At 63.3% G+C, this 16,552-nt stretch carries 11 protein-coding genes; 7 read left to right on the forward strand and 4 right to left on the reverse strand.

Going from position 1 to position 16,552, the window contains the following annotated elements; all coding sequences use genetic code 11:
* Positions 1–104: 104 nt before the first annotated feature.
* The 4 genes from SAJA_RS11100 to SAJA_RS11115 are packed head-to-tail and all read right to left on the reverse strand — an operon-like array spanning position 105 to position 6,774.
* Positions 105–3,236, reverse strand: a complete 3,132-nt coding sequence (locus tag SAJA_RS11100; RefSeq protein ID WP_245963305.1) for an efflux RND transporter permease subunit — start codon at positions 3,234–3,236, stop codon at positions 105–107.
* Positions 3,233–4,570 (reverse strand): efflux RND transporter periplasmic adaptor subunit, encoded by a 1,338-nt coding sequence (locus tag SAJA_RS11105; protein WP_123658747.1) that lies wholly within the window; start codon positions 4,568–4,570, stop codon positions 3,233–3,235. The genes SAJA_RS11100 and SAJA_RS11105 overlap by 4 nt, the downstream gene beginning before the upstream one ends.
* Entirely contained in the window at positions 4,567–6,162 is a 1,596-nt protein-coding gene (locus SAJA_RS11110; protein ID WP_221180221.1) for an efflux transporter outer membrane subunit, read from the reverse strand. The genes SAJA_RS11105 and SAJA_RS11110 overlap by 4 nt, the downstream gene beginning before the upstream one ends.
* A 57-nt stretch (positions 6,163–6,219) precedes the next feature.
* The gene (locus SAJA_RS11115; protein WP_184999857.1) at positions 6,220–6,774 is read right to left on the reverse strand and encodes an EF-hand domain-containing protein; all 555 of its coding nucleotides are present in this window, start codon (positions 6,772–6,774) and stop codon (positions 6,220–6,222) included.
* A 165-nt stretch (positions 6,775–6,939) separates the two neighbouring features.
* Between SAJA_RS11115 and SAJA_RS11120 the strand changes: the two genes are divergently transcribed.
* From SAJA_RS11120 to SAJA_RS11150, 7 genes are all read left to right on the forward strand, one after another.
* The gene (locus tag SAJA_RS11120; RefSeq protein WP_123658750.1) at positions 6,940–7,665 is read left to right on the forward strand and encodes a response regulator; all 726 of its coding nucleotides are present in this window, start codon (positions 6,940–6,942) and stop codon (positions 7,663–7,665) included.
* On the forward strand, positions 7,662–8,990 hold the full coding sequence (locus SAJA_RS11125; RefSeq protein WP_245963306.1) for a HAMP domain-containing sensor histidine kinase: 1,329 nt from the start codon (positions 7,662–7,664) through the stop codon (positions 8,988–8,990). Before SAJA_RS11120 ends, SAJA_RS11125 begins: the two co-directional genes overlap by 4 nt.
* 119 nt (positions 8,991–9,109) lie before the next feature.
* Positions 9,110–10,276 (forward strand): oxidoreductase, encoded by a 1,167-nt coding sequence (locus tag SAJA_RS11130; protein ID WP_123658751.1) that lies wholly within the window; start codon positions 9,110–9,112, stop codon positions 10,274–10,276.
* 19 nt (positions 10,277–10,295) lie between these two features.
* Positions 10,296–11,663 carry a dihydrolipoyl dehydrogenase family protein gene (locus tag SAJA_RS11135; RefSeq protein WP_184999858.1) on the forward strand — a complete coding sequence of 456 codons (1,368 nt, stop codon included), beginning with the start codon at positions 10,296–10,298 and terminating at the stop codon, positions 11,661–11,663.
* Between the two features lie 157 nt (positions 11,664–11,820).
* Positions 11,821–13,989 (forward strand): malate synthase G, encoded by a 2,169-nt coding sequence (locus SAJA_RS11140; protein ID WP_123658753.1) that lies wholly within the window; start codon positions 11,821–11,823, stop codon positions 13,987–13,989.
* A gap of 263 nt (positions 13,990–14,252) precedes the next feature.
* Positions 14,253–14,519 (forward strand): DUF4212 domain-containing protein, encoded by a 267-nt coding sequence (locus SAJA_RS11145; RefSeq protein WP_123658754.1) that lies wholly within the window; start codon positions 14,253–14,255, stop codon positions 14,517–14,519.
* Between the two features lie 6 nt (positions 14,520–14,525).
* Positions 14,526–16,298 carry a sodium:solute symporter family protein gene (locus SAJA_RS11150; protein WP_123658755.1) on the forward strand — a complete coding sequence of 591 codons (1,773 nt, stop codon included), beginning with the start codon at positions 14,526–14,528 and terminating at the stop codon, positions 16,296–16,298.
* Positions 16,299–16,552: the final 254 nt, after the last annotated feature.

Genomic DNA, 16,552 nt, shown 5'->3' on the forward strand with positions numbered 1-16,552 from the left:
CCGGTTCGGGATCTGTTTGGGCATCCGGGCATCGTGGCCTGCCTCGTGGCGTGGTGTGAGTGATCAAAGCATACCGCTATATCCGCGGTATGCGGTTCGTACTGCTACGTCACAGTGTTCAGGGCGCGCGCGAGGCCGGCCTTGATGTCTTCGACGATGACATAGAAACAGGGCACCAAGCCCAGCGTAATGCCGGTGGCGAAGACAATGCCAAAGCCCAGCGAGATCGCCATCGGGATCATGAAGCGGGCTTGTAGCGAGGTCTCGAAAATCATGGGCGCCAGGCCGCCGAAGGTGGTCAACGTGGTCAGCACGATCGGACGGAAGCGGCGTACCGCGGCCAGGCGGATGGCCTCGATCGGTGTCTTGCCTTGGTCGCGCAGGGTATTGGCGTAATAGATCAGTACCAGCGAGTCGTTGACCACGACGCCGGCCAGGGCCACCAGCCCGAACAGGCTGATCACCGACAGTGAGTAGCCCATGATGACGTGGCCGATGATGGCCCCCACGACGCCGAACGGGATGGCCAGCATGACGATTGCTGGCTGGATATAGCTTCTAAACGGGATGGCCAGCAGGATATAGATCAGCACCATGGAGATGACGAAGCCGGCGAAGATGGCGTTGACCGAATCGGTCACGTCTTCCTGGATACCGTCGTAGCCCGTCGACACGCCCGGGTACTGGTTCTTCAGATCCGGCAGGATATCGGCGTTGAGCGTATTCATGATCCGGTTCGTGGCACTACGCGGGGTGACGTTGGCCGTGACCTGGATCGTGCGCTGGCCGTCGTTGCGTTTGATGGTGGTAAACGCATTGGTCGGTTGGATATCCGCGATCTGTGATAGCGGGACGTAGGTGTTGTCCGGGGTTCGGATGAGCAGGTTGCGTACGGCCGAGCGGCTGTCGCGCTCGTCCTTGGGGAGCTGGACCATCACGCGCACTTCGTTGGAGCCGCGCAGCTGGCGCAGGGCTTCGTCGCCGTAGAACGCCGCACGTACCTGAGCGCCCACCGTCTCGTTGGACAGGCCCAACGAGCGGCCCTGATCGTTGAGCGTGAACGATAGCTGCTGCTTGCCCTGGGCCACGCCGGGGTCGATGTCATACACCCCGGCGAACTCGCCGATACGCTTGGCCAGGCTTTCGGCCGCCCGATTGAGCAGATCAGTATCACGGGCGGACAGCTCCACGGTGAGATCCTTGCCGGCGCCCGGGCCGCCGGCATCGGACTGGAACTGCGAGGACTGCAGGCCCGGCACGTCGCCCAGCGCGGCGCGCCAGGCCTTCGAGAATTGTGAGGTGCTGATCGGGCGTATATCGGCCGCGGTGAGGTAGGCCCGCATCGACAGTTCGTTGCCTTCGATGGTGGCAAATACGCCTTCCAGCAGTTTGTCGCCGCCGTTGTCGGCTGCCACGGCATCGGCGGCGTTTTCCAGTTTTTCGCGCAGCGCCGCCATGCGCGCCATGGGCGTGCCGTAGGGCATGGTCAGCGTGGCCTCGGAGCGGTCGGATTCGACCTTGGGCATGAGGGAAAAGCCCAGCCGGCCCGAGGCCGCCCACGCCAGCACGAGGATCAGTGACGCCAGGCCGATCGCCGCCGTCAGGTAGCGATAGCGCAGCATGAGCGCGGCGAATGGCTGATAGCGCTCGGCTACCAGCGTCGAGAACCCGCGCGAGAACGCCTGCTGGCGATCATAGATGAACTGACTGGCGCGGTTGCGACGACGATTGCGGCTATGGGCCAGATGCGAGGGCATGATGAGCATGGCCTCGACCCAGGAGATCACGAACACCGTGATCACCACGACCGGAATAGTGGCGAAGATATTGCCCAGAAACCCCGGAACGAATAACAGCGGGGCGAAGGCCACGATGTTGGTCAGAATCGAGAACGTGATCGGCAGCGCGACCTCGCGCGCGCCCGTGACCGCGGCCTCAGTCAGTGAAGCACCCCGCTCGCGGGCCTCGTAGACGTTCTCGCCGGCCACGATCGCATCATCGACCACGATGCCGAGCGCCACGATAAAGGCGAACATCGAGATCATGTTGATCGTCGTGCCGAACAGCGGCAGGAACAAAAACGCGCCGAGAAAGGAGGTGGGAATACCGATCGTGACCCAGAACGCCAGCTTCAGATCCAGAAACAGGGCCAGCACGATCAACACCAGGGCCAGCCCCATGGCCGCATTTTTCAACAGCAGCTGCAGGCGCTGATCATAGACCTTGGATTGATCGCCGTTGATGGCGTAGTGCAGCTGGGGCGGCATGGTGTCGGCGACATCGGCCATCGCCGCGCGCGCGGCTTGCGATACCTCCGTGGGCGTCTGATCGCCCACGCGAGATACGCCGATGCCGATGGACGGCATACCGTTGTAGGTGGCCGCGGTGTTGGTATCCAGAAAGCCGTCGGTGACGTTGGCGATATCGCCCAGACGGATGACCGTGCCGTCGGTGGTGGTCAGGATCGGGATTCGGGCGAACTCGGCCGCGCGATCGCGACGGCCTTTCAGGCGCAGCAGGATCTGGCCGGATTTAGTGTCGACCTCACCGCCGCCCACGTCCACCGCGGCCTGGCGTACCCGGTCGCCGATTTCGGGCAGGGTGAGGTTGTAGGCCCGCAGCCGCGCCTGGGGCACCTCGATATTGACGGTGAAGGTCTGTGTGCCTTCCAGGGCCACCGACGTGATGTCCGGGGCAGCCAGCAGGCGGTCACGCACCTGTTCGGCATAGGCGCGTAGCGCGGTCTGCGAAACGTTGCCGTAAAGCTGCATGTCCAGCACGGCCCGATCGCCGCCGGTAAACGTCGAGATCACCGGCTGCTCGGCGTTGGCCGGGAACGTGGTGATCTGGGACACCGATTGCTGGATGTCCTGATACACGGTCTGAATATCGGCCGATTCGTTGATCTTGAACGTGACCGTGCCCGAGCCCTCGCTGGCCGTGGCCGTGGTCTCGCGGATGCCGTCGACATCCTGCGCCTTGGACTCGATGGCCAGCACGATATTCTGCTCGACCTGCTCGGGCGTTGCCCCCGGATACGACACGCTCACCGAGACATAGGGCACGGCGAACTGCGGATAGACTTCCTGCTTGATCAAAGACGTACAGAACAGCCCGCCGATCAGCAGCACGAACATCAGCAGGTTCGGCGTGACCCGGTTGTTGACCATCCAGGCGATCATCCCGCCCATGACGGTCTTTTCCGTCGGCGCGCTCGACGCCCCACGCGGGCTCATGAAGCCGCTACCGTGTCGTCGGCCGCCAGACGGGTATAAGCCGGTGCCATGCGCAGAGACGTCTCATTCCGGGCCTGTTCGTTGTCAGCTGCGGTCTCAGGCGCTGCGGCGCTTGGTGTGGGCTCGGCTTGCTCGACCCGTAGCGGCATGCCCTGGATCGGCGCGGACAGATCGCTGGTCACCAGTGTTTCACCCGGTGCCAGATCGCCGGTGACCACGGCCTGATTGTCGTCGCGATAGACCACGTTGACCCGGCAAATCTCCAGCGTGTTGTCGTCGCTCATCAGCCAGACCTGGTCGTTCTCGCGGACCAGCGAGGCATCGATGACCACGCTGTTATCCGGCATCTGCGCACTCAGCCGGGCCGTGACATAGGCCCCCAGCAACAGCGCCTGATCGTTATTGCTGGCCGTACCCAGCGGGTGAGGCACCTGAACCAGCACGCGCGCCAGGCGGCCCTGCTCCTCAAGCTGGGCCTGTACCCGCAGCACGTGGCCGGCCAGATAGGCATCAGGGCCCCAGGCATCGCGATAATAGATCTTGGCCGCCGAGCCCTGGTCGGCGCTCGATTCGGTGGCATGTAGCCAGCGCAGCTGATCCACCGGTAACGAGAGATTGACCCAGTACACATCCGTGGCCGCCAGATTGGCCAGGGTTTCGGTCGAGCTGACCACATCGCCCACCGAAGCGCTGCGGGCCGTGACGATACCGGCGAACGGCGCCTTGACCCGGGTGCGCGACAGATCCAGCCGGGCCTGCTCCACCTGGCTCTGCGCGGCGCGCACGTCCGCCCGTGCCGAGGCCAGCTGGGGCCCGCGCAGTGCCAGATTGCGTTCCTTGTCGCTGACGTTTTCCGAGCCCACCAGTTCGAGCTCGCGCTGGGCCACGGCCTGCTGGCCGTTTTCGGTATCCAGCGAGGCCTGTGCCTTGGCCAGCTCGGTCTGGGCCTGATCGAGAGCCAGCCGGTAATCGGCGGGATCGATTCGAGCCAGAACGTCATCTTTATCAAAGCGAGTGCCGGGCGCCAGATCATCGCTCAATGAGAGGATCTGGCCCGACACGCGGGCGCGCAGCTCAGTGGCCTGGGCGGCCTCGACCGTGCCGTTGGCGCTGATCATCAACGTTTTCGGGGCCGGCTCGGCCGGGGTGATGGTCACCAGGCGCGCGCTGGGTTTGTCGACCTTCGTGCTGCGATCAGCCGTGGGCCGATTGGCGAATAGCATGACGCCCAGAACCACGGCCGCCACCAGCACCCCCAGCGGCAGGGCAATCGCTGCCAGACGGGCCCACCAAGAACGGCGGCGTGTGTCGGGGCGGTCGGTGGATGCACTCATGAAGAACTCGGGGATTGGACACGCGGGGGCCTCGATGCGGTCGTCTGGCCGGCGTCGTTATCGGTGGCCGGGCCGATCGGGCGATCATCAATCGGCCCGGCCAGCGCGCGATACAGGTTGATACGGTAATCCAGCAGCTGATAACGTCCGGTCAGCAGATCCAGTTGCAGCTGCTGCTGGGTGAGCAGGGCATCGAGCACGTCCAGATAATCGGTGGCCCCGCGCAGGTAGCGCAGGCGCAGATTGGCGACCACGTTTTCTGACGTATCCAGCTGTTCGCGCAGGCGTTTCAGATAGACCTGCTGGCGGTCTTCGTTGATCAGCGCATCGTCGACCTCTTGCAGCGCCTCGACCAGGGTCTGTTGATAATCGGCCACGTTTTCATCGACCACTGCCTTGGTGCGATCGACCTCGGCGGCTCGCAGCCCGGCATCGAAGATCGGCTGGGTCAGCTGCGCGCCGAGTCGCAGAATCCAGTTCGAAAACAGGGCGTTATTGGAGTTGTCGCCGGAATAGTTGGCGCTCAGCGACAGCTGCGGAAAACGATCGGCGATAGCCACCGCCACGGCCGCGCTCGACGAGGCCACGGTGTAATAAGCCTGGCGTACGTCCGGGCGCCGCATCAGCGTGGTCGAGGGCACGCCGGTGGCGGGCAGGGCCGGCAGATCCACGAGCTGGCCGGCCGGCGGTTCGAACAGGCTGGAACTACGCCCGACCAGTACCGCCAGCGCATGACGGGCGACCTGTACCTGGGCCTCGGCCTGGGCCAGCTGGGCCCGTGAGCCGGCCACGGTACGCCGCTGGCGCAGGACGTCAGCCGCCGCTGCCTGGCCGTTGTTGAACGAGAACGTGGTCAGCTCGAGGACGTTCTGGTTGGTCTCGATCTGGCTTTCGAGCAGTTTCACGCGGGCCACGTTCTGCTGGTACTGATACCACTGGCTGGCGATATTGCCGGCCAGCGTCACGGCCGCTGATTGCAGCGCGGCTTCCTGGGCCTCGGCGGTGAGTTTGTCCGCCTTCAGACCGTTGCGGATACGCCCGAACAGATCCACCTCATAGCTGGCCGACAGCCCGAGGCTCTCCTGATTGGACCAGGGCGAGCGGTCGTTGCCGCCGCCGCCGCCGAACAACAGCGACGGATCGATACCGCCCGCGCCACCCCCGCCGCCGGCACCCCCGCTGATGCCGTTGAAACCCGAAAAGCCGCCGCCCGAGCGCGGGCGACGAAACACGCTTTCGCTCGCGGTGCCGGAAAGCGTGGGAAACAGCCCGGCGCGGGATTTCTTGACCGTGGCTTCGGCCTGTTGCAGGCGTGCATAGGCCGCCGCGACCGTAAAATTGTGTGTCAACGCATAATCGATGAGTTGATCCAGGCCCGGGTCGTCAAACGCCTGCCACCAGGCATTGGCAAGCGGCGCCGTGCCGCCCAGATCGAACTTGTCCGGCAGTGTCACCGCCGGCGCCGTGAGCGCGTCGACGTCGCGGGTGGCACAGCCGGCCAGCCAGACAATGGCCGCGAGCAGGCATAGCCACGTCAATACGCGCGCTGTGACTGTCGTGTGGCGAAAGGCCAGGCCGGCGGTTACAAACAACAAACTATCTCCAAGCGCCGGCCGTTAAAGCGGCCGGCGCGATCAGCGCGGTGCCGATCATGCATCGTCGGGATGAGCGGCGGCCGGGTTCGTGTCATGGCCGGCGCCGTGTCGATGGTGCCATCGGGTAGCGGCAGTCTGCCATTCCTCGGGTGAGATCGTGCCGTCCTTGTCGTTGTCGATGGCCTCGAACCAACCCTTGTGCCCGGATTTGTCGTCAGCCGACTCGTGATCACGATCGTGGTGATGCTTGTGGCGATGATGCCCGCGATGGGCGTCCAGCGCGTCCACACCGATCTGGCCGTCGCCGTCACGGTCCATGCGATCAAAGCGATGATCGGCCCGGGCCTTGGCTGCGGCCTCGTATTCGGTCTTGTCGATCTGGCCGTCGTTGTTGGTATCGATGCGGGCCGCGTGCCGGGCGGCCATCACATCCGGCAGACGCGACAGCTCGTCGCGGCTCAACGTGGCGCTGCCATCGGTATCCAGCGTGTCGAACAACGCCTGCGGATCAGGCCGATCCTCGCCGTGTTGGGCAAACGCCGGCAAGGCCGCGGTAGCGGCGATCAGGCAGACAGCATAGTGTCGGTAACCAGGGGGCAAAAAGCGCATGGTGGACTCACGTCGTGTAGATGAGCCTCTATTGAACGCCTGAGGCGTCGCGAAACTCTGTCGGCAACCCGTCTGTTTGTCGCAAAATGTCGCAGGCACCGGGGCTGGTACATCTTGTGACAACAAGACCCTGCCGATGGTCGACGGGCTGGGTATATTGCAGCCATGAGTGATATCAACAGTGCCCATTTGCTTGTGGTGGATGATCATCGCGATATTCGTGATTCATTAGCCCGGTATCTGAGTGGCCACGGCTACCGCGTCAGCACGGCCGTCGACGCCGCTGCGGCGCGGCGCTTGCTGCGCGATCATGCCCCGGATCTCGTCATACTCGACGTGATGATGCCGGGCGAGGACGGCTTGTCGTTGTGTCGCTGGCTGCGTGAGGCCACGGCCGTGCCGGTGATTCTGCTGACCGCCATGGCCGATGAAACCGATCGCGTGATCGGTTTGGAGATCGGCGCTGACGATTATCTGACCAAGCCGTTCTCGCCGCGCGAGCTGCTGGCCCGTATTCGCGCGGTGCTGCGCCGGGCCACGGCACTGCCGGCCCAGCGCGATCACAGCGAGGTGGGGCTGTATCGCTTTGATCGCTGGTGTTTTCATGTCGCCCGCCAGGAAATCGAGGACGACGCCGGTATCGCCGTGGCATTGTCCACCGGCGAGCATCGTTTGCTGTTGGCTTTTGTTCAACGCCCCAACCACGTGCTTTCGCGCGATCAGCTGCTGGATCTGACCCAGGGCCGTGAAGCCGCCGTGTTTGATCGCAGTATCGACAACCAGGTCTCGCGGCTGCGCCGCAAGATCGAGGCCGAGCCGGGCCAGCCCGTACTCATCAAGACCGTGTGGGGCGGGGGCTATCGCTTCACGCCCACGGTAGACACGGCGTGAGGCTCTGGCCGCTACAGGGTGTGACCGCCCGCATGATCGCGCTCACGCTGGTGGCCCTGGTGGTGGTCCAGCTCGTCGGTTATCTGAGTTTTCGCGGTGAGCGCGAGCAGTTCGTCTCCCGCATCGTGACTGATTACATGGCCCAGTCGGTTCAGGCCGTGGACCGGGCGCTGGCCCTGACCGCGCCGACCCGCGCCGAGGCCATGGTCGGCGCCTTGTCCAGCCGGATTGTGGCCTTCGATCTGTCAGCACATGCCCCGGCGTGTGCGCGCGCCACGCCGCGCTCGAAGCGCTTGGCGGCCGGCTTTGCCGAGCGCCTGGGCGTGTCCGAGACGCGTGTGCGTGTCTGTATCGGCCAGGGGCTGATGCCCGGGGCGCACGAAACGACACGGCGCAGCGTGGCACTGGGCTATGCCCGCGGGCCGGACGAGTGGCTGGTCGTACATCAACGCCTGCCGGGGGCGCGTGATCGCTGGCCGCGTAACGCGCTGCGCAACACGTTGATCACGCTGGCGATCATGAGCGTGCTGGTGGTGCTGGTCAGCCGGCGTTTCACGCGACCGCTGCGCGAGCTGGCCCGGGCTGCCGAGCGTTTCGGGCGTGGCCAGGCCAAACAGTACGTGCCCGAGCGCGGCGGCAAAGAGATCCGACAATCGATCGCTGCCTTCAACCGTATGCAAGAGCGTATCGATCGGTTCGTGGCCGAGCGCAGCCGGATTGTGGCCGCACTGGCTCATGATCTGCGTACGCCCATCACCGCACTTCGCCTGCGCCTGGAGTTTCTGGCTGACGACGACAACACGCGTGCCATGCGCGCCACGCTGGATGATCTGGCTGAAATGTCCGAGGCCACGCTGACCTTCATGCGCGCCGAAACCGCCATCGAGGCCACTCGCCGCGTGGATTTGGCGGCACTCGTGGATGCGCTTTGCGAAGACTATCGCGCGGCCGATCGCACCGTGACGTTTTCGCCGGATGCCCGGGTGATCGTGGCTTGTCGGCCCACCGCCATCCGCCGAGCGCTGCGTAATGTGATCGACAACGCGCTGGCCTACGGCCACCAGGCCGATATCGCGCTTGTGACCGATGCCGCCATGGCCACCATCGTGGTGGCCGATCGCGGCCCCGGTATCGCTGCCGCTGATCGTGACACCGTCTTCGATGCCTTCGTGCGCCTGGAAGGCTCGCGCAGCCGCCAAACCGGCGGGGCGGGACTCGGCCTTGCCATCGCGCGCTCGGTAATGCGGGGCCACGGCGGAGATATCACGCTCCATGAACGCGCCGGCGGCGGGTTGGAAGCCCGCTTGGCCGTGCCCATTGGTTGATCAATCAGTTGGCCGATAAGTCGAACCCGGGCAGCGGCCCTGCGTAAGGTTACCGATGACAAGGCTTGGCTGCGGTGCGCTACGGTAGGCGCATCGTTTCTTTTACCAGGCATTTGCTCATGGCCGACATCAACGACACCGGCGCCAAGCGCTTTGCTCATCTGTTCTCGCCCGTGCGTATCGACAGCCTCGAACTGGCCAATCGTGCGGTCGTGGCCCCCATGACGCGTACCAGCGCCGGCCAGGACGGCGTAGCGACCGACCAGATGGCGAGCTATTACGCCCGCTACGCGCGCGGCGGCTTCGGGCTGATCATCACCGAAGGCACGTTTACCGATACCCGTTACAGCCAGGGCTATTTCCAACAGCCGGGCATCGCCACAGAGGCCCAGGCCGCGGCCTGGCAGCCGGTGGTCGATGCGGTCCACGCCGAAGGCGGGGTGATCGTGGCCCAGCTCATGCACGCGGGTGCCCAGAGCCAATACAACGCCTACGCCGATGAAAACGCGGCCCCTATCGCCCGCGCGCCCTACGGCCGCACGGCCACGATCTATCACGGCAACAACGAGCCTTACAACACGCCGAAGGCGATGAGCGAAACCGATATCATCGAAATGATCGATGGGTTCGTGGCCTCGGCCAAGAACGCCATGCAGGTCGGCTTCGACGGTATCGAGTTGCACGCGGCCAACGGGTATCTGCTGGATGAGTTCATCACCGATTATTTCAATACGCGTGATGACGATTATGGCGGCGCGCTGGGCAACCGGTTGCGCGTCATTCGCGAGGTGATTACCGCGGTGCGCGATGCCGTGGGTACGGATTTCTGTGTGGGTATCCGGCTATCGCAGATCAAGGTCACGGATACCGATCATCGCTGGGCCAGTGCCGAGGATGCCGCCACGATCTTTTCGACCGTGGCAGCGGCCGGTGTGAGCTATATCCATGTCACCGGCGCGGGCGCTACCGAGCCGGCGTTTTCCGACAACGGCCCGAGCCTGGCCGAGCTGGCCAGCGAGCACGGCGGCGTGGCCGTGATTACGAATAGTGCCTTGCACGACGTACAGGCCGCCGAGGCCCAATTGGCCGAAGGCGGCGCGCATCTGGTGGCCATTGGCCGCGGGGCACTGGTCAATGCCGATTGGCCGGCGCGTATGGCCAACGGCCAGGACCAGACCGAGTTCGACAAGGATATGCTCCAACCCTTGGCCACGCTGGACAACCAGGCCGGCTGGGAAGCCGGGCGCACCGATATCTTCGAACCGTTGCCAAAATCTGGCGGCTGAGCCGCCCGGGAGTCACCTCATGAGTGCGCTCGAAACCTTCGACGTGTTGATCATCGGCGGCGGATCCGGCCTGACCGCGGCCTACTACGCCGAGCAGGATAGCCGCCGTATTGCTCTGGTCACCGACCGGCCCGATGCGATGGGCGGCACTTGCGTGAATTTCGGTTGTATTCCAACCAAGACATTGATCGCGGCCGCTCGGGCCGCGGATGCCGTGCGTGAAGCGCATCATTTTGGCGTCCACGTTGATACCGACACGATCGAGATCGACTTCGCCGGCATCATGTCGCGGATGCGCGCAGCACGTACCAAGGCCGCGGACGGCGCGCGTCAATGGGTCGAAAACAGCATGACCTTGTTCGACTCGTCGGCAACGTTCGTTGGCGAGCGCGAGATCGAGACCGCCACAGGCCAGCGTATTCGCGGTGAGCGGGTGTTCATCGCCACCGGCTCGGCACCGGTGATCCCGTCGATCGACGGCCTGGCCGATATCGAGTACTGGACCAGCGCCGACGTGCTCGAGCGGAGCGAGTGTCCGGCCTCGTTGATCGTGGTGGGCGGCGGGTATATCGGCTGTGAAATGGCCTGTTTCTTTGCCGCGATGGGCACCCAAGTCACGCTCGTGCATTCGAACGCAACCTTGTTAGCCGAAGACGACGAGATATCGGAACACGTGACCGAACACTTCGATGACCGGGTAGCGAGATGTCACGGCCGTGCTGTGGCGGTGCGTCAAGATGATGGCATGACGCATGTCACGTTGCGTAGCGACGCGGGCGATGAAAGCGATATCAGCGCGAAAGCGCTATTGATCGCCACCGGGCGCGCGCCGGTGACGCAATCGTTGGGACTGGCGCATGCCGGGATCGAAACCGATGATTCCGGCGCGATCGTGGTCGATGCCGGCATGGCCACCACGGCGCCCGGTGTGTATGCCTATGGCGACGTGATTGGCCGGGCCGCGTTCAAGCACACCTCCAGCAGCGAGGGCGAAATCGCTTATCGCAACGCCTTCGGCGGTGATCGACAGATGGACTATGCCAGCAACCCGCATGCGGTGTTCTGCCGGCCGGAAGTCGCCGGCGTGGGCCTGCGCGAAGCCGATTGTCACGATCAGGGCCTGGATTATCGCGTGTCCCGTCTGGCGTATACCGATACCGCTCGCGGCCAGATCGAGCAGGCCAGCGATGGGCTGGCCAAGCTCATCGTCGATGACGATGAGCGGATATTGGGCTGTCATATCGCAGGCCCCGAGGCCAGCGTGTTGATCCAAGAAGTGGTGGTGGCCATGAACACGCCGGGCGCGCCGGCCGCGTGCGTGCAACGCGCGATTCATATTCACCCGAGCCTGTCCGAGGTGGTGGGCACCTTGTTCGAAACTTTATGAGGGCAACGGCCCGGGCGCGGAGAACGGCGACCCGTACATGACCCGGCGACGGTTTCTGTATGCACGGGCTTTCGTTATATTCGGGCGTCTACATTCAAGGCCCGGGCACGTGCGAGCCCGGTATGCCCTCGGGCACCAATGACAAAGGCAATAACAGATGAGTGAGCGAATCGAGAAAGCCGGTCTACAGATCGGCAAGCCGCTGTATGAGGTGATGGAGAAGGCCCTGGACGGCACCGGCGTGGATTCGGACGTGTTCTGGGCCGAGCTGGCCGAACTGGTTGATAACTTCGCGGACAAGAATGCCGCACTGCTCAAGCATCGCGAAGACATTCAGGAAACGCTGGATAAATGGCACCGCGAGCACCGCGGCGACGCCTTTGATTTCGACGCCTACAAACAGCTTCTGCAAGAGCTGGACTATATCGTGCCCGAGGGCGACGACTATGCGGTCTCCACCGACAACGTCGATCCCGAGATCGCCACCGTGCCGGGCCCGCAGCTGGTGGTGCCCATCACCAACGCGCGGTTTTCGCTCAATGCCGCCAATGCGCGCTGGGGCAGCCTGTACGATGCGCTCTACGGGGCCGATATCATCCCGGAAAGCGACGGTGCCGAGAAAGGCACGAGCTACAACCCCAAACGCGGGGCCAAGGTCGTGGCCCAGGCCGCCGAATTCCTGGACGCGCACTTCCCGCTGGCAAACGGCACACACGCCGATGCCACCGCCTACAAGATCGACGCCGGCAAGCTGGTGGTGGCCACCAACGCCGGTGAAACCGGCCTGGCCGAGGCCGCCCAGTTCGAGGGCTATCAGGGCAGCGCCAATGCGCCGCATGCAGTGCTTTTGGCTCACAACGGCCTGCATGCCGAAATCCAGATCGATGTCAGCAGCCCGATCGGCAAGGATCATGCCGCCGGCGTGAAAGACGTGCTCATGGAGGCCGCCGTCACGGCGATCCAGGACTGCGAGGATTCCGTGGCCGCGGTGGATGCCGAGGACAAGGCGCTGGTTTATGGCAACTGGCTGGGCCTGATGCGCGGGGATCTCGAAGAGAAGATGGAGAAGGGCGGCAAGACCATCACCCGCAAGCTCAACGATGATCGCGTCTATACCAAGCCTGATGGCGGCGAGATGAGCCTGCCGGGCCGCAGCTTGATGCTGATTCGCAACGTGGGCCACTTGATGACCACGCCGGCGGTGCTGGACAGTCAGGGCAACGAGATTCCCGAGGGGATTCTGGACGCGCTGTGTACGGCCACCATCGCCCTGCATGACCTGAAGGGCAACGGCCCGCACACCAACAGCCGGGCCGGCTCGGTGTATATCGTCAAGCCCAAGATGCATGGCCCGGCCGAGGTGAACTTCACCGTCGAGCTGTTCGCGCATATCGAAAAAGCCATCGGCATGGCGCCCAACACGCTCAAGATGGGCATCATGGACGAGGAGCGGCGCACCTCGATCAACCTCAAGGAATGCATCCGCGAGGCCCGCGAGCGCACGATCTTCATCAACACCGGCTTTCTCGATCGCACCGGCGACGAGATGCATACCTCGATGGAGGCCGGGCCGATGCTGCCCAAGGGCGAGATGAAAGCCCAGCCCTGGCTCAAGGCCTACGAAGACAACAACGTGGATACCGGGCTGGCGGTCGGCCTGCGTGGTCGGGCTCAGATCGGCAAGGGCATGTGGCCGGCCCCCGACAACATGGCCGACATGATGGAAGCCAAGATCGGCCATCCCAAGGCCGGGGCCAACTGTGCCTGGGTGCCGTCGCCCACGGCGGCCACGCTGCACGCCATCCATTATCATCGCTGCAACGTGCTGGATCGCCAGGCCGAGCTGGAATCCCGGCGCGAGGATTATCTCAACGATCTGTTGACCATCCCGTTGCTCGATCGTGAACTCACGGCCGACGAGAACCAGAAAGAGCTCGACAACAACTGCCAGGGCATCCTGGGTTATGTCGTGCGCTGGGTGGATCACGGCGTGGGCTGCTCCAAGGTCCCGGACATCACCGACACCCAGCTCATGGAAGACCGCGCGACCTGTCGCATCAGCAGCCAGCATGTGGCCAACTGGCTGCATCACGGCGTGACCGACGAGAACACCGTGCGCGAAACCCTGCAGCGCATGGCCAAGGTCGTGGACCGTCAGAACGAGGATGATCCGAACTACAGCCCCATGTCAGCGGACTTCGATGCCTCCATCGCGTTCCAGGCGGCCTCGGATCTGATCTTCAAGGGCCGTGAGCAGCCCTCGGGCTACACCGAGCCGGTTCTGCACGCGCGTCGTCGCGAGCTCAAGGCGCAGCGCGCAGGCTGATCCCGCGGGTTGCCATCAGGCGTCCGTGCGCGGGCGCCGGCTCAAACCGTTATCCGATTTCGGATAGCGGTTTTCTTATGTCCACCGAATCGATTCGGCGGGGTGCGAAATCCTTCGGCCGGTGAAATAACGCTTTAAGAATCAATGCATTTCAATAATAAATGCATAAAGCATCTATTTTTATCATTTGAAAGTCGTATTGTGCGCGATCCGCCAGCGCGAAATAGTCAGGTGTGCTCATCAGAATGATAAGGGGAAATTCGATGTCGCAGAGTCAGGACAACGCACAGGCGTATTGGCGCGCTAACAAGCGGCTGTTGGCCAAGCTGCTGGTGGTTTGGTTCGTGGTGTCTTACGGGTTCGGCATCCTGTTGTTCGAGCCGCTGAACGCGATCCATATCGGGGGCTATCCGCTGGGCTATTTCTTTGCGCAGCAGGGGGCGATCTATGTATTCGTGTTCTTGATCTTTTTCTATGCGTTTCGCATGAACGCGCTGGATCGCAAGTTCGGCGTGGCCGAAAAGGACTGATCGATCATGAGTACCCAAATGTGGATCTACCTGGCGGTGGGCAGCAGTTTCCTGCTGTACTTCGTCATCGCCATCGTCTCGCGTGCCGGCAGCACGGATGATTTCTATCGCGCCGGCGGCAATATCGGGCCTGTGGCCAACGGCATGGCCACGGCCGCCGACTGGATGAGTGCGGCCTCGTTCATTTCCATGGCCGGGCTCATCGCGTTTCTGGGCTATAACGCTTCGCCGTATCTGATGGGCTGGACCGGTGGCTTCGTGTTGCTGGCGCTGTTGTTGGCCCCGTATTTGCGCAAGTACGGCAGCTTCACCGTGCCGGCGTTCATCGGCGAACGCTATTACTCCAACGTGGCCCGCTCGGTGGCTATTCTGTGCCTGATCATCGCCTCGACGACTTATGTCATCGGGCAGATGAAAGGTGTGGGCGTGGCCTTCGGGCGTTTCCTGGAGGTCGAGTTCGAAACCGGCGTGTTCATCGGCATGGCCGTGGTGTTCGTCTACTCCGTGCTGGGCGGCATGAAAGGCATCACCTACACCCAGATCGCCCAGTACGTGGTGCTGATCTTTGCCTTTACGGTGCCGGCGATATTCATCTCGATCGAGTTGACGGGTATCCCATTGCCACAGATCGGCCTCGGCTCGACCATGTCCGACGGTAGCGGCGTCTATCTGTTGGAAAAACTCAACGCCACGATTTCGGATCTGGGCTTTGATCGGTTCACCAATCCCGAGCACTCGACGGTCAATATCTTCTTGCTGACCTTGTCGCTGATGATCGGCACGGCCGGCCTGCCCCACGTGATCATCCGGTTTTTCACCGTGCGCAAGGTTGCCGATGCGCGTAAATCGGTCGGCTGGGCGCTGGTATTCATCGCTATTCTCTACACCACCGCACCGGCGGTTGGGGCCATGGCGCGCCTGAATCTCATGCAGACAGTACAGACCGGCCCCGTGGGCGAGGAATCCAGCAATCTGGCCTACGAGAATCGGCCGCGCTGGTTCAAGACCTGGGAAAACACCGGCCTGCTGATCTTCGAGGACAAGAACAACGACGGGCTGATCCAGTACTACAACGACAGCAATCCGGCGTTCGCGGCCGAAGCCGAGCGTCTGGGCTGGGCCGGTAACGAGATGACCACGGTCGATCGCGACATCATGGTGCTGGCCAACCCGGAGATCGCACAGCTGCCGTCGTGGGTGATTGCTCTCGTGGCGGCCGGCGGCGTGGCGGCTGCTCTGTCGACGGCGGCCGGGCTGCTGCTGGCGATCTCCTCGGCGATATCGCATGACCTGCTGAAAAGCATGCTCATGCCCAATATCTCGGAAAAAGCCGAACTACGGGCCGGACGTATCGCCATGGTCGGCGCGATTCTGGTGGCCGGCTATCTGGGGATTAATCCACCGGGCTTTGCCGCCGAGGTGGTCGCACTGGCCTTCGGGCTGGCGGCTTCTTCGTTGTTCCCGGTTTTGTTGATGGGTATCTTCTACAAGCGGATGAACCGGGAAGGTGCGATTGCCGGCATGCTGGCCGGCCTGGTCGCCACCGTGGGCTATATCTTCGTGTTCAAGGGCATGTTCTTCATTCCCGGCACGAACCTGTATCCCGACACGGCCGAGTACTGGCTGCTGGGTGTCCAGCCGGAGTCCTTCGGCGCGATCGGCGCGGCCATCAACTTCATCGTGGCCTTCATCGTCTGTGCCGTGACCCCGGCACCGTCGGCCCGCGTACAGCAGATGGTCGAAGACATCCGCGTACCCGGTGCACTGAAAAACGCCTGATCGCCTAGCGTATCCAGGCACACCAGGCCTCGCTCACTGAGCGGGGCCTTTTTTGTGCCTGGGGCGCGTTCGTGAAGGCTATCCGCAGATTTCACAGATTGCGCAGATTTTATGGAAGACGTTTTCAGGCCCTGAGACGGTTTTATTCAAGACAATCCGCAGATAGGCGCCGATGTACGCAGATGGCGGTTCACTAGGGCCTGTTGCCGTTTCATACGAGTCCGCGCCAAGCGCTGTTTTGCGGCAAGACGAGG

Source organism: Salinisphaera japonica YTM-1, from assembly GCF_003788585.1.
GTDB classification, from domain to species: domain Bacteria; phylum Pseudomonadota; class Gammaproteobacteria; order Nevskiales; family Salinisphaeraceae; genus Salinisphaera; species Salinisphaera japonica.

What these genes read in the sequence shown, in the direction of transcription:
- SAJA_RS11115 (WP_184999857.1), bottom strand. Translation starts at nt 6,774, where the DNA reads ATGCGCTTTTTGCCCCCTGGTTACCGACACTATGCTGTCTGCCTGATC.
- SAJA_RS11120 (WP_123658750.1), top strand. Translation starts at nt 6,940, where the DNA reads ATGAGTGATATCAACAGTGCCCATTTGCTTGTGGTGGATGATCATCGC.
- SAJA_RS11130 (WP_123658751.1), top strand. Translation starts at nt 9,110, where the DNA reads ATGGCCGACATCAACGACACCGGCGCCAAGCGCTTTGCTCATCTGTTC.
- SAJA_RS11150 (WP_123658755.1), top strand. Translation starts at nt 14,526, where the DNA reads ATGAGTACCCAAATGTGGATCTACCTGGCGGTGGGCAGCAGTTTCCTG.
- SAJA_RS11100 (WP_245963305.1), bottom strand. Translation starts at nt 3,236, where the DNA reads ATGAGCCCGCGTGGGGCGTCGAGCGCGCCGACGGAAAAGACCGTCATG.
- SAJA_RS11105 (WP_123658747.1), bottom strand. Translation starts at nt 4,570, where the DNA reads ATGAGTGCATCCACCGACCGCCCCGACACACGCCGCCGTTCTTGGTGG.
- SAJA_RS11140 (WP_123658753.1), top strand. Translation starts at nt 11,821, where the DNA reads ATGAGTGAGCGAATCGAGAAAGCCGGTCTACAGATCGGCAAGCCGCTG.
- SAJA_RS11145 (WP_123658754.1), top strand. Translation starts at nt 14,253, where the DNA reads ATGTCGCAGAGTCAGGACAACGCACAGGCGTATTGGCGCGCTAACAAG.
- SAJA_RS11135 (WP_184999858.1), top strand. Translation starts at nt 10,296, where the DNA reads ATGAGTGCGCTCGAAACCTTCGACGTGTTGATCATCGGCGGCGGATCC.